Genomic DNA, 20,709 nt, shown 5'->3' with positions numbered 1-20,709 from the left:
GGAAAACCGCTGCGCACTTTTCCTGGAACTGCTCTAGAGATCATGGCCGGAATAGGAGCAGTTGAACGATTTGTTGCAGATCGGGAAGTCGGCGACGATGTTGCCTTCGATCGCCGCCTCCAGCAGCGGCCACTGGAACCATGAAGGGTCGCGCATGTGGCAGCGCTCGATCGTGCCGTCTCCGCCGATGCGCAGCCAGACCATTATGTCGCCGCGAAAACCCTCGACCAGCGCCATGGCCTCGCGCGGCCCATCCGCAACATTGTCCGCAGCGATATCGACGCGGATCGGTCCGCCCGGCAGCCTCCCGAGGATCTGCTCGACCAGCGACAGGCTCTGCTCGACTTCCCGAACGCGGATCCAGACGCGCGCGTTGACGTCGCCCTCCTGCAGTACCGGCACATCGAAGGCGAGCTCGTCATAGGGCGCGTAGCCCGGGGTGCGGCGCGCATCGAAATCGCGGCCCGACGCCCGCCCGACATAGCCGCCGGCGGCATATTGCCGGGCAAGCTCGACCTTGAGCCGGCCGGTCGCGACCGTGCGGTCCTGCAGCGAGGCCGTGTTGTCGTAGAGCTCGACCAGATGCGGGAAGCGCTGCCTGATCTCCGCGACCAGCGACCGGATCGCGCCGGTCCCGGCCTCGTCCAGATCGTTTGCCGTGCCGCCGGGCAGGATACGGTCGCGCATCAGGCGGTGGCCGAAGGCGGCGTCGGCGGCGCGCAGCACGCGCTCGCGCAGCACGCCGCAATGCGCGTGCATGATCGCGAAGGCGGCGTCGTTGCAGATGGCGCCGATGTCGCCGAGATGATTGGCGAGCCGCTCCAGCTCTGCCATCAGCGCCCGCAGCCAGATTGCACGCGCGGGAACCTCGATCCCGAGCGCGGCTTCGACGGCGCGGGCAAAGACCAGCGAATAAGCGGCCGTGCTGTCGCCGGACGTCCGGCCCGCCAGCTTGGCCGCGCGCTCGATCGGCGCGCCGGCCATCAGGCCCTCGATACCCTTGTGCACATAGCCCAGCCGCTCTTCCAGCCGCACCACCGTTTCGCCGCCGGCCGTGAAACGGAAATGTCCTGGCTCGATGATGCCTGCATGCACCGGCCCGACCGCGATCTGGTGCAGGCTTTCGCCTTCCGCCGCGAGGAATCGGTAGGAAGCAGCGGCCGCCGGTCCACCGGACTGCGCGGCCAGCGGATGCGAGACACCCCACTGGCCGTGGTCGAGCCAGCGGCGTGTGTCGGGCAGGCCCTGCGGCGCCAGCCCGAACAGGTCCGCGGCAGCGCGCTCCAATCGCAAAGCCGGCGCATGGTGCTGGCCGACCGACGGGTAGCGGCCGCCGCGGCAGTCCAGGCTGATGACGCCGACGTCCAGCGCTTCGTCGAGAAGCGCCATATGCACCTTGTCCGGCTCCCCCCACAGGCCGAGCAGGCTCCAGCGGCCGGAAGCGAGCTGCTCGACGGCAAGGTTCCAGGTTTTGGGGGCCACCACGGCGCGCGGCCAGGGAATTTGATGCTCGATCCGGCGGCCGGCTTCGATGAGATCGGCGAGCGCGGGCATGTTTTTCCTCACCATGCGCTCACCCCAATATCCCGGCGACATGCTGGAACCACGCCACCAGCGGCGCCGGCAGATAGATGCCGGCGGCGAAGACCAAAGCGAGGTGCGAGTACATCGGCACGTAGGACGCCTCGACCGGCGCCATGCCGCCGCGCGGCTCGCCGAAGGCAAGCCCCGTCAGCCGCAGCAGCAGCGCGCCGAAGGCGATCAGCAGCCCGAACACCAGCGGGATCGCCAGCCACGGATGTCGGGCGAAGGTCGAGCTGACGACCAGGAACTCGCTCATGAAGATGCCGAGCGGCGGCAGGCCGGCGATGGCCACGACGCCGATGACGAGCGCCCAGCCGAGCCCCGGATGGCTTTCGGTCAGCCCTCTGATCTCGGAGATCTTCTGCGTGCCCTTGACCTGCGCGATATGGCCGACGGCGAAGAAGATCGCCGACTTGGTCAGACTGTGCATGACCATGTGCAGCAGGCCGGCGAAGTTGGCGAGCGGGCCGCCCATGCCGAAGGCGAAGACGATGATGCCCATATGCTCGATCGACGAATAGGCGAACAGGCGTTTGATGTCGCGGCGGCGGTAGAGCATGAAGGCCGCGAAGATCAGCGAGGTCAGCCCCATCGTGACCATCAGCGGTCCGGGGCCGATCGCCTGCGGGCTCGCCGCGAGCAAAAGCTTGAAACGCAATACGGCGTAGAGCGCGACGTTGAGCAGCAGGCCCGACAGCACCGCCGAGATCGGCGTCGGGCCCTCCGCATGCGCGTCGGGCAGCCAGGCATGCAACGGGGCAAGGCCGACCTTGGTGCCGTAGCCGAGCAGCAGGAAGATGAAGGCGACGCTGAGCAGCGCCGGATCGAAATGCGCCGCGTTCTCAATCAGCACCGACCAGACCATGGCGTTGGTGCCTTCCCCGACGACCGGCTGGGCGGCCATGTAGACGAGGATGGTGCCGAACAGCGCGAGCGCGATGCCGACGCTGCCGAGGATGAAATACTTCCACGCCGCTTCCAGCGCTTCATGGGTTCGGTAGATGCCGACCATCAGCACGGTGGAAAGCGTGGCGAGCTCCACCGCGACCCACATCAGGCCGATATTGTTCGACACGAAGGCCAGGTTCATGCCGAACATCATGATCTGGTACATCGCGTGGTAGAATCGCAGGTTCGGCGCGGTCAGCCGCCCGGTCTCCAGCTCATGCGCGATATAGGAGGCGCTGAACACGCTGGTGGTGAAACCGACGAATGTGTTGAGCACGATGAAGACGATGTTGAGATCGTCGATGATGAGATACTGCCCCGGCGCCGGCCGGTCGGTTGCGAACAGCGACAGCGCGGCGAGCAAGGTGAGCAGGCTGGCTATCACGTTCACGACGGCCGTCATGCGGTAGTTCGGCAATGCCGCCAGAATGGCAGCGGTGCCCGCCGGGATGAAAAGGATCGCGGCTACGGCGTCGAAGGAGAACCCGCTCACCGGCGTTCTCCCCGGTAGTCGTCGAGCGCGCCGACATCGACCGAATCGAACCGCTCCCGGATGCGGAACAGGAAGACGCCGATGACGATGAAGGCGATCAGGATCGAGAAGGCGACGCTGATCTCGACCACCAGCGGCATGCCCTTGGCGCCGGTGGCGGCCAGCACCAGGCCGTTCTCCAGCGACATGAAGCCGACGACCTGGCTGACGGCGTTGCGCCTTGTGACCATCACCAGCAGCCCGAGCAGGATGATCGACAGCGCGAAGGCGAGGTCCTCGCGCGCGAGCGGGTCGGCCTCGGGCGTCACCCTCAGCATCAGCACCATGGAGAGCGTCACCAGCCCGATGCCGGCAAGCATGGTCGGGCCGATGCCGACGGCAGTCTCGATGTCGCGGTGGATGCCGAGCCGCTGGATGATGCGATGCAGCCCGACGGGAATGACGATCGCCTTGAAGACCAGGGCGATGCCGGCGGTGATGTAGAGGTGATGCGCGTCCTGGATATAGGCCTGCCACGCCACTGACAGCGCAAGCACGACAGCATGCAGCGCAAAGACGTTGATCAGCGCGAACAGCCGGTCCTGGTAGAGCATCATGAAGGAGATCAGCACCAGGCTGCCGGCGAGCAGATGGGCGATGTCGAAGGTGAGACCGTTCATCACAGGCTCCGCGAGACGAACAGCAAAAGCGTGCCGAGCAGCGCCAGCATCAGCGCGGCACCGAGGAAGTCCGGCACGCGGAAGACACGCATCTTGGCGACCGCCGTCTCGAACACGGCAAGCAGGATGGCAAGCATGGCGAGCTTGCCGAGATAGGTGGCCGCGCCGATGGCCAGCGATTGCGGCCCCGTTCCGCCGCCCGCCAGCCCCCAGGGCAGGAAGACGCAGGAGATCAGCGACATGTAGAGCAGCAGCTTGATGAAGCTGGCGAGCTCGATCATCGCCAGATGGCGGCCGGAATATTCCAGGATCATCGCCTCATGCACCATGGTGAGCTCCAGATGCGTGGCGGGATTGTCGACCGGTATGCGCGCGTTCTCGGCGATCGCCACCATCACCAGCGCGATCAGCGACATGCCGAGCGACACCCGCAATCCGACCTCAGGCGAGCCCATGAAGGCGGCGACCGTCGAAAGCTGCGTGGCGCCGGCCACCAGCGCCAGGCTGAAGACGATGAGCAGCATCGCGGGTTCGGCCAGCGAGGCGATCATCACCTCGCGGCTGGCGCCGATGCCGCCGAAGCTGGTGCCGACATCCATTCCGGCGAGCGCCTGGAAGAAGCGCGCGCTGCCGAGCAGCGCCACGATGACGATCAGGTCGGCGGCCCAGCTGAACTCGAGGCCGGTGGCGAAGGTCGGAACGAGCGCCGCCGCCACCCATGTCGCGGCGAAGATCAAATAGGGCGTCACGCGGAACAGCCAGGACGCGTTGTCCGCCAGCACGACCTCCTTGCGCATCAGCCTGACGAGATCGCGATAGGGCTGGATCACCGAGGGTCCCTGCCGCCTGACCAGCCTAGCCTTCACCTTGCGCACGAAGCCGATCAGAAGCGGCGCCAGCAACAGCACCGAGAACATCTGCGCGCCCTGAATGGCGAGCTCCAGGATCACGGCCATAGCGCAAGCACCAGGAGCAGGATGACGAGGTAGAGGAAGACCAGCGTCAGGTAGCGGCGGATGGTCAGGAACTGCAGGTGGTTCAGCCGCTCGGTGGCGAAATCGATCGCGCCGGTGATCGGCTGGTAGAATATCTCCCAGGCCACGTCATGCATGTCCACCTTGAGGCGCGCCGGCTCGAGGGAGCCCGGCGCCGGCATGTCCACCGTCTCGCGGGCTCTGAACGCGAAGCCGCCGAAGACGCGGCGAATGGGCTGTGCGAAGCTGACCGCCGTGTATTGCGCGGCCGGCACCGCATCAGTGAAGCCGCAGCCCCATGCGATGCTCCGGCGCAGCGCATGCGAGGCGAAGCGGTGGATGAAGAAAGCCGTGAGCGACGCCGAAATGGCGATGAAGGCGAACACCAGGAGGCCGTTATAGGAGCTGCGGCTCTCGGCGATCGGCACGATCGACAGCCATGGCTCAGCCATCTGCACCGGCATGCGGTCGCCGATCAGCGAAAGCGACACCGGCGACAGCGCGTCGATGGCGAAGCCTGGCAGGATGCCGGCGAGCAGGCAGAAGGCGGCAAGAACCGCCATCGCCGCCAGCGACCAGCGGTCGACCTCATGCGCCCGCTCCACCGCCGCCGACCGCGCCCGGCCAAGGAAGGCGATGCCGAATGCCTTGACGAAGCAGGCCGCGGCCAACGCCGCCGACAGCGCCAGCATGCCGCCGACCGCGGGCACGATGACCTTCAGCCCCCATTGCGGCAGCTCGGGGCTGCGCAATATGGCCTGGAAGACCAGCCATTCGGAGGCGAAGCCGTTGAAAGGCGGCAGCGCCGAGATCGAGACGCAGCCGATAAGGAAGACGAAGCTGGTTACCGGCAGGCGATGGATGAGGCCGCCGAGCTTTTCCATGTCGCGCTCGCCGGTCGACGTCAGCACCGCGCCGGCGCCGAAGAACAGCAGGCTCTTGAAGAAGGAATGGTTGAGCACGTGGAACAGCGCCGCGGTGAAGGCCAGCGCCGCGGCCGAGGGCATGGCGTTCGCCTTGAAGGCCAGCGCAAGGCCGAGGCTGGCAAAGATGACGCCGATATTCTCGATGGTCGAATAGGCGAGCAGCCGCTTCAGGTCCTTTTCCATCAGCGCGTGCAGGATGCCGAGCACCGCCGTCACGCCGCCGATGAGAAGCACAGCTATGCCCGACCACCATGCCGGCTCGCCCAGCAGGTCGAACACCACGCGGATGAAGCCGTAGATGGCGACCTTGGTCATGATGCCGCTCATCAGCGCCGAGACGTGGCTTGGCGCTGCCGGATGGGCAAGCGGCAGCCAGGCATGCAGCGGCACGAGGCCGGCCTTGGAGCCGGCGCCGAGCAGCATGAGAACGAGCACCGCGCCGGCCGCGAGCGGGCCTGGATGCGCCGTCCGCATCGCGTCGAACGCATAGGTTCCCGCCGGTCCCGCCAGCAGGCCGAAGGCAAGCAGCAGCGCCAGCGTGCCGAAGCTCGCCATCACCAGGTAGATATAACCGGCTCGCCGGTTGGCCTCGTCGCGGTGGTGCGCCATGACCAACGCCCAGGAGGCGAGCGACATGAACTCCCAGGACAACAGGAAGCTGAAGGCGTCGTTGGCCAGCGCGACGAGGTTCATGCCGGCGAGGAACGCCGGATAGAAGGGCAGCACCCGATGCGGCGCGGATTCATGCCGGCCGTAACCGAGCGCATAAAGGCTGGTGACGGCGCCGCCCAGATTGACGACGAGGAGGAAGAACGCCGACAGGCCGTCGAGGCGGAACCGCGCGCCGGTCCAGGGCAGACCGAGCGGCAAGGTGGCGGACGCCTCGCCGGAATTGCCGGCGAGATGGCCGGCAACGATCGCGGTCAGCACGGCTGAAATGACGAACGCGGCGCCATAGACCAGGCGCGTCGCAAAGGTGCGCCGGCTAACGGCCGCGCCAAGGACGGCTGTTGCCAGAAACGCGGCAGGACCGCACAGCAGAAGCGCCACGGTCGAGATCACGGCAGGGTCCCGCCAGGCTCGGCATCGCCGGCATCGGACGCCCTGACCGGATCGAACCCGGTCTTCAGCCGCACGCCGCGTCCGCCGCCCTGGCTGGCCGCGCCTTCGCCGATCAGCTCGATGCCGGCCACCTCGAGCGCGGCGATCAGCTTCATCAGCGAATCGACATTGCCCCGGATGATCGAGCCGCTGGCTTCCATGCGCTGGATCGTCGGCACCGACAGGCCGGACAATTCGGCAAGCCGGCGCTGATCGATGCCGAGCAGCGATCTGGCGGCGCGCAATTGCGGTGCGGTTATCACCGAGGACTCTCTTGGTCAGTTCTGAAATATGAGGTCTCGGTGCTGTAGCCTACATTAAAATGTTTTAACGTCAAGGATTGATGTTTCAAACATGCATGTTGATGGTACCGCGACCATCATCTTTGACGGTCGATTGCGAATGGCTATGCCGAGGGTCGAGCCGCCCCATCCTCGTCATTCCAGGGCAGAGCAAGAAGCGAAGCGACGCGGCGCAGACCCGAGGAACCATGCCGTGACTTGGAAGCGCCGCCACCGTGCAGAATCTGCGCGTCGCTTCGCTCCTTGCTCCGCCCTGGAATGACTAAGTTTTTGGATCTCGGCCAATCCCGAAGGTTATGACCTCAATCGGTTGGCGGCTGTTTCCGCTATCGCGTCGGCAAGGCTCATGCCCCACTGCCTGCGGCAATAGTCGCGGAAATCGAAGCAGGGCAGGCCGGGGCAGACTTCGAACTCGATAAGGTGGACCGTGTCGTCGGCCTCGATCCTGAAATCGACGGAAAAGACATCCCTCAGGCCAAGGCCGCTGACCAGCTTTTGCGCGATGGCACGGATCTTTCGATCGGCTGCCGGCTGGCTTGACCCGACCGGCTCGAGCTCCGGCTCCACATAGGTGCCTGCATCCTTCGCGGCCTGGCCGGTGTCGCCATAGAGCGCCATCGAGTCGGCCATGGTCTGGAAGTCGCCGCCGGAATCGACGAAGAAGATGCCCAAAGCCTCGACACCCGTTTCTTCCTTCAACCCAAGGAAGCTCGCCCGCACGTTGCGGCCGGCGACATAGGGCTGGACGACGACATCGTCGCGATAGTGGGCAAAGACGCGCCGGCTAAGCTCCAGCGCATGGCCGAGATCGGCGATGCGCGAATCCGGCCAGATGCCGATCTTGGCGCCGAGCCGGTTCGGCTTGACGAACCAGCCTTTGGGCGAGGCCGGCGGCTCGACCAGCCATTCGCCGTTGCGCGCCAGGCCGGCCTGTGGCGCCGGCAGGCCGAGCGCGATGAGCACGGCGCCGGAGCGAAGCTTGTCCTGGCAGAGCGCGAAAAGCGAATCGTCGGCGCCAATGGTGCGCAGGCCGTTCAGCCGCGCCATTGCAGGCGCCGCCCCGCCGCGGAAATAGGCGATGCCGTCGGTCAGCGTCCAGACCAGCGCCGCCGCCGGATCGGCCTTCGCCAGAACCGGCGCCGCATCGTCGAGCTCGACAGGCTTGAAAGCGAGGCCTCGCTTTTCGCAAGCCGCCGCGAGCTGGCCGAACTCCGGCTTAAGGTCGGTCGATTGCGCCAGATAGGACGAAATCTCGATGGCGCGCTCCGTTGGATAACCCTCCGCGACCAGGCGGTCTAAGCAGGCTTTCTCCGGCTCGTGGACAAGGATCAGCGTCGGCTGCGGCATCGAATGCTCCGGGAGAAATCAGGCGCTACCATCGCATGGCCGCAGCGGCCGGCTTGCGGGAAATCGACCGGGCCGGGGCGGTTGCGTGATAGTAAGCCGGCCGCCGCATCTCTTGTTTTGATGCAATTCCGGATGGAACACTACGGCGAAGATTGCTCCAATTCCCCAGCACGGGAACTGACCGCGGGCTATGTTTGCCTTGGGGCGGCATGCCTTGGAGATTAGCCGAAACGCCCATCACGATCGTCATCCACGGGCGGAGCAAGGAGCGAAGCGACGCGCGCAGACCCGAGGATTCATTCCGTTGCGTCGAAGCGACGCTCACGGTGCAGAATTCTGTTCCATTGCGCCCTTCGGCGGAGGTCACGGAATGGATTCCAGGGTCTCCGCGACGCCGCTTCGCGGCTGCTCCGCCCTGGAATGACGAAGTCGCGAGGCTTCGGCCAATCTCCAGGGTTTGCGCTGATTTCATGGAATGAACAGTGAAAACCTTACCTGCCGACAACCGGAAATCTTTCAAAATCCGTATGTCGAGAAACTAGCCGATCAGCACGCGCGGATCGAAGCGGCCTTTGACCGGGATATCGAGCAGGAAGGTCATGCCGGCCTGCGGATCGAGGGCGCGCTGCTTCTCGTCCTTGCCTTTCCAGGCGGAGGTCACCGCCAGGCGGTCGCCCTTTGCACCGACAAAGGCCGGGCAGGAGGCCTGCGTCACCGGCATGGCGATCTCGCGCAGCAGCGTGCCGTCCGGCGCATAGGCCTTCACCGCCCTGCCGCCCCAGACGGCGTTCCACAGCACGCCGTCACGGTCGACGACCGAACCGTCGACATAACCTTTCGACGAGCGGTGATCGACGAACACTTTCGGCTCGCCCTTGGGCAGTCCGGTCGCCGGGTCGCAGGCGACGCGCATCAGAAGGCCGGTCGCGGTGTCGGTGTAATAGGCTACCGTCCCATCTTCGGAAAAGCAGATCGAGTTCGAGACGGTGATGCCCGAGAACAGCCGGCGCAACTCGCCCTTGAAGAACCAGTAGATCGAGCCGGCGCCCTTCTCCTCGTCCTTGCCCATCGTGCCGGTCCAGAAGGCGCCGCAGGGATGGACGCGGGAATCGTTGGAGCGCGTCAACGGATTGTCGGCCTCGATCGGCGTGTGCAGCGTCAGCCTGCCGGTGTTGACGTCGCGGACCTGCAGGCCGATCTCGGTGGCGATGAGCTGGCGGTCGTCGTCGATGACGGCGATGGCGCTCGCCATCAGGCCGAGATCATGCACCTTCAGCGCGCCAGCGAGCGGCTTTTCCAGAAGCTTGCCGTTGACGATGTCGAACCAGAACAGCGTGTCGGTGGCGGGATCGTAGCTCGGGCCTTCGCCGAGCTCGCAGATATGGTCGGAAAAAACCGAAACGCCGTCCATTGTCATCCTCCGAAGGCTTGGTCCCAGGCGGCGGCTGCGGCGCGGGCGCGCTGCGACACGTCCTCGACCGTCGCGCCCGGCTTGTAGAGGCTCGACCCCAGGCCGAAGACGCTGACGCCGACCGCCTTGTAGCCGGCAAAGTCCTTGTCGGAGACGCCGCCGACGGCGCCGATCAGCGTCGTTGCCGGCAGCACGGCGCGAATGGCCGCGATGCCGCTCGACCCGAGCACGCTTGCCGGGAAAAACTTGAGCGCCGAAGCGCCGAGCCGGATTGCCTGAAAAGCCTCGGTGGGCGTGAACACCCCGGGCATCGTGACCATGGAGTACTGCATGGCGCGGCCCATGACCTCGGCATCGATGTTGGGACTGACCAGCAACTTGCCGCCGGCCTTGTGCAAGGCGTCGACATCGGCGGCCGTCAGCACCGTGCCGGCGCCGACCAGGGCGGTTTGCGGCAGCGCCTTGACCAGATCGGCGATGGAGACGAACGGCTCCGGCGAATTGAGCGGCACTTCGATCGCTTCGATGCCGGCGTCGTGGACCGCCCGGCCGATCGCGACCGCCTCGGAAGGTTTCAGACCGCGCAGGATGGCGACAAGGCCGCGCCTGAGCTTCGGGAAGGGTGCGGTCTGGCTCATGAAGCGCCTCCAATCATGCCGTTCTCGCGCGCGGCCTCGACGAGACCGGCGCGCACCGCTTCATCGGCGTCCACGGTGCGAAAGGCAAGGCCGGCCAGGCCGAGCGCTGTACCATAAAGCACGGCCAGCGCGCCGGAGGCGATCAGCGCCACCGGCGCTTCGCTAGCGCCATAGCGGCGCCTTGCCGAGCCGATCTCGCCGCCGATCAGCAGTCCGGACAGGCATGCCGCGGCGTCGGCGGGCTGCAGATCCTGCAGAAGCCCGGCGGCGCGGATGGCAAACAGCTTTGACGTGACGTCGCCGCCTTCGCCCAAGGCCCGTTCGCACCACCGACGGAAGAACGGGCTGTCCGCGGCGACCGGAGCGGGATGCTCGCCCAGCGAATGTTTCAGGATCGAATGCGCGGCAAGCACCGAGAACAATTCGCCGGTCGGCCAGGTGCCAAAACCTGCGACCGCGCCGTCCTCGACCGCGACCCATTTGGAATGCGTGCCGGGCATGCAGACGAGATGGCGTCCCTTTGCCGGCAAACCGGCGCCGGCAAGCTGGGTTTCCTCGCCGCGCATGACATCCGGCGCCTCAGCCAGGCGCTGCGCGAGGCCGGGCACGATGCGGATGTCGCGGCTCGAGCCTTCGATGCGGGCGGCGCCGCGCAGAATCGCGCCGATCGGCGCCGGCACGGTGACGTAAGGCGCCTCGATCCAGCCCTGGCGGGAACCGGCCATGCCGCAAATGATGACCGGCAGCGTATCCGGCGCGCCCATGGCGCCGAGGTGGCCTTCCAGCACCTTGGCAAAACCTTTTTCGCGCGCGGTGATCAGCCCGTCGTCACCGCGCCGCTCGGCAAGCACCTTGCCCGAGCCGTCGAGCAGCCAGGCCCTGAGCCTGGTCGTGCCCCAGTCGAGCGCGGCGACCGCGGGGGCCGCGCTCACAGGAAACCTCCATCGACGATCAGCATCTGGGCGGTCAGCATGCGCGAGGCATCCGACGCCAGGAACAGCACCGTGCCTATCATGTCGTCGGGCTGCATGACGTCCTTGATGCATTGCCTGGCGACATGGGCGGCAAGCCCCTCATCCGTGACCCAGAGCTCGCGCTGGCGCTCGGTGATGACCCAGCCCGGCGCAACCGCGTTGACGCGGATGCGGTCGGCGCCGAGCTTGCCGGCAAGGCCCTTGGTGAGACCGAGTATGCCCGCCTTGGCCGCGGTGTAGGCCGGCATATCGGGATGGTTGATCAGATAGGAGGTGGAGGTGAAGTTGATGATCGAGCCGCCGCCGGCCCGCTTCATGCCGGGCGCCACCGCCTGGGCGGTGAAGAAATGCGGCCGCAGGTTGATGGCGAGGTTGTTGTCCCAGAACTCGACGGTGACGTCCTCGACCGCGTGGCGGTCGTCCAGCGCGGCGTTGTTGACGAGCGCTGTGACGTCGCCATGCGCTTCGGCCGCCTTCGCCGCGGCGGCGCGCAGCGCCTCAACGTCGCGCAGGTCGGCCTTGAGATAGAGCGGGCGGCGGCCAAGCTCCTTCTCCAGCCGGTCGGCAAGGGCAATGCTCGGCTTGTCGGCTATGTCGACGAAAGCGACCCTGGCGCCCTGCCGCATGAAACCTTCGGTCAGCGCCGCGCCGATGCCGGAGCCGCCGCCGGTGATCAGCACCGAGGCGCCGTCGAGGTCGGCGAAACGCGCCGATGGCATCATGGTCTCTTCTCCGTTTGGCCGGCGCGCATCCTAGCCAGACAAAGCGCGGGAGCAAGGGGAGAACCGTCGGATTCCCGGCTTAACGTCTGACAAATGGGTCACTCCCCCTCACCCAGCCTCCGCTTCGCTCGGCTGACCTCTCCCCGAGGGGAGAGGAGATTGCCGGCGTCGGCGCCAGTCTCTTCTCCCCGACGGGGAGAAGGTGGCCGCTAAGCGGCTGGATGAGGGGGCCAGCGCCGCCCTATGCGATTCCCAAAAGCCGTTGTCAGATCGCCTTGGCGTGCAGCGCGCCGCGATAGGAATCACGCAGATAGCCGAGCGTGGCGTCGGCATCGGCCGGCTTGCCGAACAGGTAGCCCTGCCCGCCGGCGCAGCCGAACTGGACGAGACGGTCGGCCTGCGCCTCGTCCTCGATGCCTTCGGCGACGACATCCATGCCGAGCCCCTCGCACATGGCGAGGATGGCGCGGATGATGTGTTCCGAGGGCCGGTCGTCGAGGATGGAGGAGACGAAGGCGCGGTCGATCTTGAGCTTGTCGAAATGAAACTCGCGCAAGCGGCCGAGCGAGGACTGGCCGGTGCCGAAATCGTCGAGCGAGACGCGGATGCCGACGCGGCGCAGGTCCTCGACGATCTTCTCGGCCGAGGCCGGATCGTTCATCAGGCCGGTCTCGGTGATCTCGATCTCCAGCCGGCGCGGATCGAAACCGGTGCGGTCGAGGATGGCCAGGATATGCAGGCCGGTGTTCTGGTCGACGAGCTGCGAGGGCGACAGGTTGAAGGACAGGAACAGTTCCTTCGGCCAGCTGCGCGCCGCCTCGGTCGCCTTGCGCAGCACCAGTTGCGACAGCGGGCCGATGATGCCGCGCTCCTCGGCGATCGGGATGAAGACGGATGGCGGCACGACGCCGAGGTCGCGGTCGGTCCAGCGCGCCAGGGTCTCGAAGCCGATGGTGCGGCGGCTGTTCAAGTCGACGATGGGCTGGAAATGCGGTTCGACCTCGCCAGCCGAGACGGCGCGGCGCAGCGCCTGCTCGATGCGGGTGACGCGCTTGGCCGCTTCCTCCATCTCGCGGGTGTAGACGACGACGCGGCCGCGGCCGGAGCGCTTGGCGTGATAAAGCGCGGTCTCGGCCTTGTTGATGAGGATCTCGGTGGTCTCGTCGCCCGAATAGAACAGCGAGCAGCCGACCGAGGCCGACAACCTGGCGGTGCGCTCGCCGACATCATAAGGCGCCGACAGGATCTCGATCAGCATGCGCGACTTCTCGGCCGCCTGTTCCTCCGAGAACACCATCGGGTAGAGGTAGGCGAACTCGTCGGCGCCGATGCGGCATACAGTGGAATAGCCATCCATCGAGGCGCGCAACCGCATCGCCACCTGGATCAGGATATCGTCGCCGGCCTTGTGGCCGAACAGGTCGTTGATCGGCTTGAAGCCGTCGAGGTCGAGGATGCCGACGGTGAAGGGCGCGGGATCGTCGGCGCGGTCGCTGATCAGGCGATCGACCTTGTCGAAGAAGCGACGATGGTTGCCGAGCCCGGTCAACGAATCCGTGAAGGCCAGATCCGTGTTTTCCTTGCCTGGCTGACCGGTGCCAAACGTCGTTTGCATCATGCCTCTGTTCTAATGTCGGTATTTTCGGGCAGACTGGCAGCAAAGCGTTTAGGAAAAGTATCGGAAAATCGATTTTCCATCGTCCGGAAGTTGCTTGCAGTGGTTCAGCTTCAGGCAAGGAACGGCGAGCCGGGCCAAATACTCGCTTATGCGTAATTTCTAATGGAAATATCGAGCCGTCTTTTCCTGAATGCAGCTCCGTTCAAGCAATTGCGGACGGACGGCCGCTTCGCGCCTTTCGGGTTAGCCGGCTTGCTTTACGCGATAAAACTCGATCGGGCTGTCCTTGGTCTCGCCGACCGGCTCGAGCCAGTCCGGCACGGAACCGCGCAGCAGGCTGGCAAGGAAACCCTGCGGCGCCTTTTGGGTGATGATCCGGGTCTCGACATTGCCGGGGCAGATGGCGACGAGGCCGACACGATGCGCCTCGACGATCGCGCGCGCCTCATCGGCCGAGCCGAGAAAGGCGTCCAGCGCCAGGAGATTGCCGGCGACATTGCGGTGATAGGGACCGGCGAAGACGCGATGGCCGCTATAGACGAGGATCGGCGCCCCAAGATTGGAGATCGTCAGCACGGTGGTATCGGCCATGCCGCCGAGCTGCGCGAAAGTGCCCTTCTTCTGGCAGGTCCTGTCCATGGCGCCGGCGTCGGCGACGACGTTGCCTTTTTCCAAGGCCACCGAGGCGGCCGCGGCGACGCCTGTCCAGACCGGGTTGATCGAGACCAGCCAGACGGCCGCAAGGCGCAGCGCCACGCCGAGCGAAGAGCTGGTTTCGGCCCGCGCCCGCCATTTGGCGATCCAGGCCGAGAGCGGGACGACCGCAAAGGCGATCGAGAAGGTGGTGCCGCGCACCTGCCAGGCGCCGACCACGAAAGCGACGGCGAGCAGTGCGGCAACGAGGCTGTCCTGCCGCCGCCAGCCGCCGCGGCGGAAACGCAGCGCCATCAGGACGATCGCGACCAGCGGCGTCGCGTAACGCGCGGCCACGCGCGCCGGATCGCGGACAAGCAGCGTGAACAGCGACTGGGCCTCGTCGATATGGTCGAGCCACAGTTCCTTGAGGCGCGGATCGAGCGAGGCATAGGGCGAGGAGAGGCATTGCGGGAACAGCGCTGCCACGACCGCGCCGAGGACGACCCCCAGCGCGGCAAGCGACGCCAGCCTGCGCTGCCAGCTGCCGGCGGCCTTCTCTGTCGAGGCGATCGCCGCCAGTCCCACGCCGGCAATGGCCGCGACGACGAATTGCGCAACCGAGAAGGCATCGCACTGAGCCGCGCCCCATGCGGAAGGCGGGATGGTGGCGAGGAAGACAAGTGCCGCGACACCGGCGAAGCCGACGCCGAAATCCCTGGCGATCGTCCGCTCGCTGGCTGGATCGACGACGAACAGCAGCGCCGCGCAAACGCCGATGGTGGCCACATAAGGAACGGTTTCCATGCCGACGGCGAGCGTCAGCGCGGCGCAGAGGCCGGACAACAGCGCGGCCCAGCGCCGCGCAGGCGCCTCGAGCAGCAAAGCCAGGCTCGCCATGGTGAGCATCAGCTGGACGTTGTGATGATCGAGCGCGCCGGGGTCGTAGATGCCGATGAAATAATAGCCGGCGGCGCCGACCAGGATGGCGGGCAGCACCGCGCCGCCGCCGCCGAAGCTGCGCGCGGCGCGGGCGGTGAAGAACAAGGTCGACCAAAAGAGCAGCGCCGGCCACAGCACCTGCGCCACGTCCTCGCCAAGCGGCCTGCTGCCGGTGAGCGCCGAGGCGGCAAGCGCGATGGCGGCGATCGGCGCGTCGACCAGCCTCGACCAGTGCATGACGAAGCCGCCTTCCAGCCCCATCCGGTACTGGTGCAGGTCGAACCAGCCCTGGCCGGCCAGCAGGTCGCGGACCTCGACGAGGCGCAGCAGATTGTCGTTGTCGCCGCCTGCATCGGTCAGTTGGCCAAAGCCGGCCCACGCATCGAAAGCGAATGCGAGCAGGGCGGCCAGCAGCGCCAGCAGCAGATCGGACTTCCAGGTGGCGGCGCCGTTCTCGACTGTGCCCATTGCCGTGGCCTTTGAAGGGAGAGGATCGGTTTAAACCTAGCCTTAACGGCTTCAATAAATAGTAAAACGGCTCGACGGGGCCGGCGTAGGCACGGTCGGAGGCTGGTCGAGCGTCCGGAGACAGACATGCCGCATGCAGTCCGCCACGAGCCGGTTATTGCCGTGCTCCTGCCTTGCTACAACGAGGAGCTGACGATCGGCGAGGTCGTGCGGCGCTTCCGCGAGACGCTGCCTTCGGCCGCGATCTACGTCTACGACAACAATTCCAAGGACCTCACGGCGCTGAAAGCCCGCGCCGCCGGCGCCATCGTCGTGCGCGAGCCGCGCCAGGGCAAGGGCAATGTGGTGCGGCGGATGTTCGCCGACATCGACGCGGACATCTATGTGATGACCGACGGCGACGGCACCTACGCGCCGGAGGATGCCTCGCTGCTGATCAATGTCCTGCAGACCGAACGCTGCGACATGGTGGTGGGCACCAGGCGCGGCGTGACCGACGATGCCGGCCGCAACGGCCACGCCTTCGGCAACCGCATCTTCAACCGGCTCTACAAGGGCCTGTTCGGAACCGACTTCACCGATATCTTCTCCGGCTACCGGGTGTTCTCGCGCCGCTTCGTCAAGAGCTTCCCCGCCGTCTCCGGCGGCTTCGAGATCGAGACCGAGATGTCGGTGCATGCCTCGCAGCTGAAACTGCCGGTGAGCGAGATGGCGCTCGACTACGGCCGCCGCCCGGAAGGCTCCTCCTCGAAACTGTCGACCTTCCGCGACGGCGCCAAGATCCTGTGGATGTTCGCCATGCTGGTGAAAGAGACGCAGCCGCTGCGCTTCTTCGGCACCTTCGCGCTGTTCTTCCTGGCGGCGAGCATCGGCCTGATGATCCCCGTGCTCATCGAATTCGCCGAGACGGGGCTGGTGCCGCGCATGCCGACCTGGGTGCTGTCGATCGGCATGCTGCTTCTGGCCATGCTCTCCATGATGACCGGCTTTATCCTCGATTCGGTGTCGCGCGGCCGGGCCGAGCAGAAGCGTATCTTCTACCTGTCGATTTCCTCCGGCCGGGCCGAACGCCCGGCATCCGGGCAGGCCTCGCCGAAGAGCGAGCCGGGCAAGGCCCCTCGGGCGGCTTAGAGCATGATCCCGAAAAGTGGGAACCGGTTTTCGGAGAAAGATCATGCTCCAACAAAGAGTTAGATCGTGAGGGCGATTCAACGAAACGCCATCACGATGTCGCGGGCGGCATAAATGGGGCGCCTTGTCCGCTTCGCCCTTACCGGCGGCATCGGCTTCGTCGCCGACGCGGCGGCGCTTTGGCTGCTGCTTGCCACGACGCCGCTCGGCGCGCTATCGGCGCGCGTGCTGTCGATCGGCTTCGCGCTCTGCGTCACCTGGCAGATCAACCGCCATCTGACCTTCGCACCGTCGAGCCGGGGCATCGCGCATGAAGGCGCGCGCTATGGCGGCGTCGGCATCGCCTCCGGCGTCGTCAATTATCTGGTCTATTGCGCGCTGCTCTTCGCGCTGCCGGCCCTGCCGCCGCTCGCGGCGCTCGCCATCGCCTCGATCGTCGCGATGACGCTGTCCTTCCTCGGATATTCCAGGCTAGTCTTCGACCGGTAGCGTCTGGCCGATTGGCAGAAGGCGCCGAGTTCCGTATATCGGCGCTTCCTGGAACTGCTCGACCGCCTTGGAGACCCGAGATGCCGCTGAAGATCGCCGTCCAGATGGACCATGTCTCCACCGTGTCGATTGCCGGCGACACGAGCTTCGCGCTGTCGCTGGAGGCGCAGCGGCGCGGCCACAAGCTTTTCCATTACACGCCCGACCGATTGTCGATGCTGGGCGGCAAGGTGTTCGCCCGCCTCGAGGAGATGCAGGTGCGCGACGAGAAGGGCAACCACTACTCACTGGGCGAGAAGGTGCGCACCGACCTCTCCGAGATGGACGTGGTGCTGCTCAGGCAAGACCCGCCCTTCGACATGAACTACATCACCACCACGCATATACTGGAACGCATCCATCCGAAGACGCTGGTGGTCAACGACCCGGCCTGGGTGCGCAACAGCCCGGAGAAGATCTTCGTCACCGAATTCCCGGACCTGATGCCGGAAACGCTGATCACCAAGGACCCTCAGGAGGTAGCCGCCTTCCGCAAGGAATTCGGCGACATCATCGTCAAGCCGCTCTACGGCAATGGCGGCGCCGGCATCTTCCATCTCTTGGAAGCCGACCGCAATCTCGCCTCGCTGCTCGAGATGTTCGGCCAGCTGTTCCGCGAGCCCTATATCGTGCAGCGCTACCTCAAGGACGTGCGCAAGGGCGACAAGCGCATCATCCTGATCGACGGCGAGCCGGTCGGCGCCATCAACCGCGTGCCGGCCGAGCACGATTCCCGCTCCAACATGCATGTCGGCGGCGTCGCCGAGAAAACCGAGCTGACCGAGCGCGAGCGCGAGATCTGCGCCCGCATCGGACCGCCGCTGAAGGAGCGCGGCTTCATCCTGGTCGGCATCGACGTGATCGGCGACTACATGACGGAGATCAACGTCACCTCGCCGACCGGCGTTCGCGAGGTGCAGCGTTTCGGCGGGGCCGACATCGCCAGCCTGTTCTGGGATTGCGTGGAGGAAAAGCGGCTGAAGTCGGCCGCGTAATTGCCGCATGTCGACTCTGCAGCACGGGTATCGCCCTCCTACCGTATCCGAGATTGTCGCAGCAATGTTGCGTCATCGCCGCTATCTCCGGAAAGGGTACCCTATCGCGAAGTCGCAACCTGCTCTTCAGGCAAGTTTGCTGTCGGACGATCCGTTCATATCCTATTCGGGAATGTCCGGTACGCCCCTCGGATTGGCAAGTCACATGCCTCTCCTTCCACGCAGCCACCGTGCCTGGTTTCTCATCTCGCCAACCTGGTCCATCGAAAACAATTCCAGCGTCAAAACGATCCGGACCTATGCCGTTCTGCATAGACTTAGGAACCCCCGTCACTCGCTAATCTTCCTATCCAACACACAGGCCGAGGCTGATCTCTTGAATCAGTCCGGTGAGGCCGCCGTCCTGCACAACAAGACTTCAACAACCTCCGAATACATATTCAGGCCCCTTGAGGACGTTCCTGTAGAATTCGATGCAATCTACAATGCGCAACTGGCTTCGTGGAAACGCCACGACTTGTCCCTTGGCATCGAGCGTTGCGCATTTGTCTTTTATCGTGATTCATCCACGACGGAGTCGGAAAGGGCGCGAATAAATCGGCACAGGGAACTCGCGCCGGGTCACGTGTTCATCAATGAGTTTGACAGCACCGGCAAGCCTGTCCGATTGGCGCCGGCTCACGTGAACATGCATCTAAATCGTGCAGCCGTGGGAATTTGTCTCTCTGAAATGGAGGGACCAATGTTCGCCAGCACGGAATATCTTCTCGCGGGGCTACCTGTTGTCACGACCCCGAACCATGGTGGCCGAGACCTTTATCTGGATGACGATTATTCGCTTACAGTTCCACCCGATCCTCGATCCATCGCGGAGGCTGTCTTAGCGCTGAAGGAGCGACGAATCCCCCGAGCTTATATTCGTTCGCAAACTTTGAAACGAGTTGAACGAGACCGCGGGCAGTTCATAGACCTTGTAAATGAGATTTTTCTGGAAAGCGGCTCTTTGCGCCGGATCGCCATGCCCTGGCCTTTCCGATATCCTGTCATGGAGTGGCTCCCACCCCACATCGCAATCGATCGATCGCTTTCAGGTACGGTCGATGCCTTCATCACCGCTTAGACGGCAACAGCCCCGGATTGCCGGAGGGACTGCTCGCCTTTTCGACGGGTCGAGAGCGCGCGGCGATAGCCGAGGGGGCGGCCGGCTAGGTAGCGCTCCGGGCGTCATCGCCCTATGCCACCTACGCCGTCTTGCGCTCGACCACGCTGGGCTCCATCACGATCGTCGAACGGCGGCGGTCGGGACCTTCGAGGAAGTCGATCAGCGCGTCGATGGCGATGGTGCCGGCTTCGAAGATGCGGCGGTCTATCGTCGACAGCGGGCGTTCGAGCAGCGGCGCTAGGTAGATGTTGTCGAAGCCCATGACGGCGCAGTCGTCGGGTACCCGCAGCCCCTTTTCACGCAAGGCGACCGTGGCGCCGATCGCCAGCATGTCGCTCATGCAGCAGATGGCCGAAAACCGGGTGCTCTCCAGCAGCTCCCGCGTCGCCTGGCGCCCGAAGCTGTGCTGGAATTCGCCGCAGCGGATGAGATCCCGATCGACGGCAATGCCGGCCTGGCGGTGCGCCTCCTCGAACCCGGCGAGCCTGATCCTGGTGTTCGCGCTTTCCGCCGATCCGCTGAGGAAGGCGATGCGGGTGTGGCCCTTGGCGATCAGGTAGCCGGCCGACTGAAAGGCCCCGTTGCGATAGTCGGTGTCGACGGTCGCCGCCAGGCAGTCGAGCTCCGGCACCTCGCGGTCCATCGACACGAAGGGGATGTTCAGGCCCCGCAGCAGGCCGGCATTCGGGATCACGCCGCTCGCGGCCAGCACGATGCCGTCCACGCCATGGCCGGCAAGGAAGGCGAGATGCGCCTCCTCCTTTTCCGGAACGCCGTCCGAGTTGCACAGGATGGTTGTATAACCGCGCAGGCGGGCAGCGTCGTCGCAGGCGCGAACGAGCTCGGTGAAATAGGGATTGAGGATATCCGGAACGATGATGCCGAGGACTTGCGAGCGACGGGTGACCAGCGAGCGGGCGATGGAGTTGGGCGTGTAGTTGAGTTCGCGCGCCAGCGACCAGATGCGGCTGCGCGTTTCCTCGCTGATGAAGGCGTCCTTGCGGTTGAGGACCTTGGAGACGGTGGCGATAGATACGCCGGCACCTCTCGCAATATCCTTGATGGTCGCCGCCACATGTCCTCGCATCGCTTGCCAAGCACCGTCGCCCTGATCCCGTAGCCTCTTACGTCGGCAAAGTCGACAGCCCCGGCG

The 20,709-nt window shown here is 65.4% G+C and carries 18 protein-coding genes; 4 read left to right on the top strand and 14 right to left on the bottom strand.

All coding sequences use genetic code 11. The annotated features are described in order from the left end of the window. Window positions 1-33: 33 nt before the first annotated feature. The 13 genes from LB572_RS22770 to LB572_RS22710 form a co-directional block, all read right to left on the bottom strand. Window positions 34-1,554, bottom strand: coding sequence for an NADH-quinone oxidoreductase subunit C (locus LB572_RS22770; RefSeq protein ID WP_224669375.1), 1,521 nt, complete (start codon window positions 1,552-1,554; stop codon window positions 34-36). A 19-nt stretch (window positions 1,555-1,573) separates the two neighbouring features. Further along, window positions 1,574-3,025: a hydrogenase 4 subunit F gene (locus LB572_RS22765; RefSeq protein WP_224669296.1), complete on the bottom strand. Its 1,452-nt coding sequence runs from the start codon at window positions 3,023-3,025 to the stop codon at window positions 1,574-1,576. After that, window positions 3,022-3,684: a hydrogenase-4 component E gene (locus LB572_RS22760; RefSeq protein WP_112098328.1), complete on the bottom strand. Its 663-nt coding sequence runs from the start codon at window positions 3,682-3,684 to the stop codon at window positions 3,022-3,024. The genes LB572_RS22765 and LB572_RS22760 overlap by 4 nt, the downstream gene beginning before the upstream one ends. After that, window positions 3,684-4,640 (bottom strand): respiratory chain complex I subunit 1 family protein, encoded by a 957-nt coding sequence (locus LB572_RS22755; RefSeq protein ID WP_224669295.1) that lies wholly within the window; start codon window positions 4,638-4,640, stop codon window positions 3,684-3,686. The genes LB572_RS22760 and LB572_RS22755 overlap by 1 nt, the downstream gene beginning before the upstream one ends. Continuing rightward, the gene (gene hyfB, locus LB572_RS22750) at window positions 4,631-6,646 is read right to left on the bottom strand and encodes a hydrogenase 4 subunit B (protein ID WP_412033584.1); all 2,016 of its coding nucleotides are present in this window, start codon (window positions 6,644-6,646) and stop codon (window positions 4,631-4,633) included. Before hyfB ends, LB572_RS22755 begins: the two co-directional genes overlap by 10 nt. Continuing rightward, entirely contained in the window at window positions 6,643-6,948 is a 306-nt protein-coding gene (locus tag LB572_RS22745) for a helix-turn-helix domain-containing protein (protein ID WP_224669294.1), read from the bottom strand. The genes hyfB and LB572_RS22745 overlap by 4 nt, the downstream gene beginning before the upstream one ends. A gap of 333 nt (window positions 6,949-7,281) precedes the next feature. Next, window positions 7,282-8,334: a D-alanine:D-lactate ligase-like protein gene (locus LB572_RS22740; protein ID WP_224669293.1), complete on the bottom strand. Its 1,053-nt coding sequence runs from the start codon at window positions 8,332-8,334 to the stop codon at window positions 7,282-7,284. A gap of 538 nt (window positions 8,335-8,872) precedes the next feature. Continuing rightward, entirely contained in the window at window positions 8,873-9,745 is an 873-nt protein-coding gene (locus LB572_RS22735; protein ID WP_412033583.1) for an SMP-30/gluconolactonase/LRE family protein, read from the bottom strand. A 2-nt stretch (window positions 9,746-9,747) separates the two neighbouring features. Next, window positions 9,748-10,383, bottom strand: a complete 636-nt coding sequence (locus LB572_RS22730; protein WP_224669291.1) for a 2-dehydro-3-deoxy-6-phosphogalactonate aldolase — start codon at window positions 10,381-10,383, stop codon at window positions 9,748-9,750. Next, complete coding sequence (locus LB572_RS22725) at window positions 10,380-11,315, bottom strand: 2-dehydro-3-deoxygalactonokinase (RefSeq protein ID WP_224669290.1); 936 nt, start codon at window positions 11,313-11,315, stop codon at window positions 10,380-10,382. Before LB572_RS22725 ends, LB572_RS22730 begins: the two co-directional genes overlap by 4 nt. Then, the gene (locus LB572_RS22720; protein WP_224669289.1) at window positions 11,312-12,079 is read right to left on the bottom strand and encodes an SDR family NAD(P)-dependent oxidoreductase; all 768 of its coding nucleotides are present in this window, start codon (window positions 12,077-12,079) and stop codon (window positions 11,312-11,314) included. Before LB572_RS22720 ends, LB572_RS22725 begins: the two co-directional genes overlap by 4 nt. Before the next feature lie 265 nt (window positions 12,080-12,344). After that, window positions 12,345-13,694 (bottom strand): putative bifunctional diguanylate cyclase/phosphodiesterase, encoded by a 1,350-nt coding sequence (locus tag LB572_RS22715; RefSeq protein ID WP_140642085.1) that lies wholly within the window; start codon window positions 13,692-13,694, stop codon window positions 12,345-12,347. 246 nt (window positions 13,695-13,940) lie between these two features. Continuing rightward, window positions 13,941-15,740 carry a GtrA family protein gene (locus LB572_RS22710; RefSeq protein ID WP_224669288.1) on the bottom strand — a complete coding sequence of 600 codons (1,800 nt, stop codon included), beginning with the start codon at window positions 15,738-15,740 and terminating at the stop codon, window positions 13,941-13,943. 126 nt (window positions 15,741-15,866) lie between these two features. Between LB572_RS22710 and LB572_RS22705 the strand changes: the two genes are divergently transcribed. The 4 genes from LB572_RS22705 to LB572_RS22690 all read left to right on the top strand — a co-directional run bounded on the left by LB572_RS22705 (window position 15,867) and on the right by LB572_RS22690 (window position 19,514). Beyond that, window positions 15,867-16,871, top strand: coding sequence for a glycosyltransferase (locus LB572_RS22705; RefSeq protein ID WP_224669287.1), 1,005 nt, complete (start codon window positions 15,867-15,869; stop codon window positions 16,869-16,871). Window positions 16,872-16,985: 114 nt separating this feature from the next. Continuing rightward, a complete protein-coding gene (locus LB572_RS22700; RefSeq protein WP_140801482.1) occupies window positions 16,986-17,360 on the top strand; it encodes a GtrA family protein in 375 nt (124 codons plus the stop codon). An 80-nt stretch (window positions 17,361-17,440) separates the two neighbouring features. Next, window positions 17,441-18,394, top strand: coding sequence for a glutathione synthase (gene gshB / locus LB572_RS22695; protein ID WP_224669286.1), 954 nt, complete (start codon window positions 17,441-17,443; stop codon window positions 18,392-18,394). 376 nt (window positions 18,395-18,770) lie between these two features. Then, window positions 18,771-19,514, top strand: a complete 744-nt coding sequence (locus tag LB572_RS22690; RefSeq protein ID WP_224669285.1) for a glycosyltransferase — start codon at window positions 18,771-18,773, stop codon at window positions 19,512-19,514. A gap of 121 nt (window positions 19,515-19,635) precedes the next feature. Here LB572_RS22690 and LB572_RS22685 read toward each other — a convergent pair whose 3' ends face one another. After that, window positions 19,636-20,631 carry a LacI family DNA-binding transcriptional regulator gene (locus tag LB572_RS22685; protein WP_224669284.1) on the bottom strand — a complete coding sequence of 332 codons (996 nt, stop codon included), beginning with the start codon at window positions 20,629-20,631 and terminating at the stop codon, window positions 19,636-19,638. Window positions 20,632-20,709: the final 78 nt, after the last annotated feature.

Origin of the sequence: Mesorhizobium sp. BH1-1-5 (genome assembly GCF_020165615.1) — a bacterium.
Classification (GTDB): Bacteria; Pseudomonadota; Alphaproteobacteria; order Rhizobiales; family Rhizobiaceae; genus Mesorhizobium.
This window is presented reverse-complemented; position numbering and strand designations above follow the sequence as displayed.

Excerpts from the sequence above, each read along its gene's own strand:
- LB572_RS22770 (WP_224669375.1), bottom strand. The coding sequence starts at position 1,554 with ATGCCCGCGCTCGCCGATCTCATCGAAGCCGGCCGCCGGATCGAGCAT.
- LB572_RS22760 (WP_112098328.1), bottom strand. The coding sequence starts at position 3,684 with ATGAACGGTCTCACCTTCGACATCGCCCATCTGCTCGCCGGCAGCCTG.
- LB572_RS22755 (WP_224669295.1), bottom strand. The coding sequence starts at position 4,640 with ATGGCCGTGATCCTGGAGCTCGCCATTCAGGGCGCGCAGATGTTCTCG.
- LB572_RS22740 (WP_224669293.1), bottom strand. The coding sequence starts at position 8,334 with ATGCCGCAGCCGACGCTGATCCTTGTCCACGAGCCGGAGAAAGCCTGC.
- LB572_RS22735 (WP_412033583.1), bottom strand. The coding sequence starts at position 9,745 with ATGGACGGCGTTTCGGTTTTTTCCGACCATATCTGCGAGCTCGGCGAA.
- LB572_RS22730 (WP_224669291.1), bottom strand. The coding sequence starts at position 10,383 with ATGAGCCAGACCGCACCCTTCCCGAAGCTCAGGCGCGGCCTTGTCGCC.
- LB572_RS22720 (WP_224669289.1), bottom strand. The coding sequence starts at position 12,079 with ATGATGCCATCGGCGCGTTTCGCCGACCTCGACGGCGCCTCGGTGCTG.
- LB572_RS22715 (WP_140642085.1), bottom strand. The coding sequence starts at position 13,694 with ATGCAAACGACGTTTGGCACCGGTCAGCCAGGCAAGGAAAACACGGAT.
- LB572_RS22710 (WP_224669288.1), bottom strand. The coding sequence starts at position 15,740 with ATGGGCACAGTCGAGAACGGCGCCGCCACCTGGAAGTCCGATCTGCTG.
- LB572_RS22705 (WP_224669287.1), top strand. The coding sequence starts at position 15,867 with ATGCCGCATGCAGTCCGCCACGAGCCGGTTATTGCCGTGCTCCTGCCT.
- LB572_RS22700 (WP_140801482.1), top strand. The coding sequence starts at position 16,986 with ATGGGGCGCCTTGTCCGCTTCGCCCTTACCGGCGGCATCGGCTTCGTC.
- gshB (WP_224669286.1), top strand. The coding sequence starts at position 17,441 with ATGCCGCTGAAGATCGCCGTCCAGATGGACCATGTCTCCACCGTGTCG.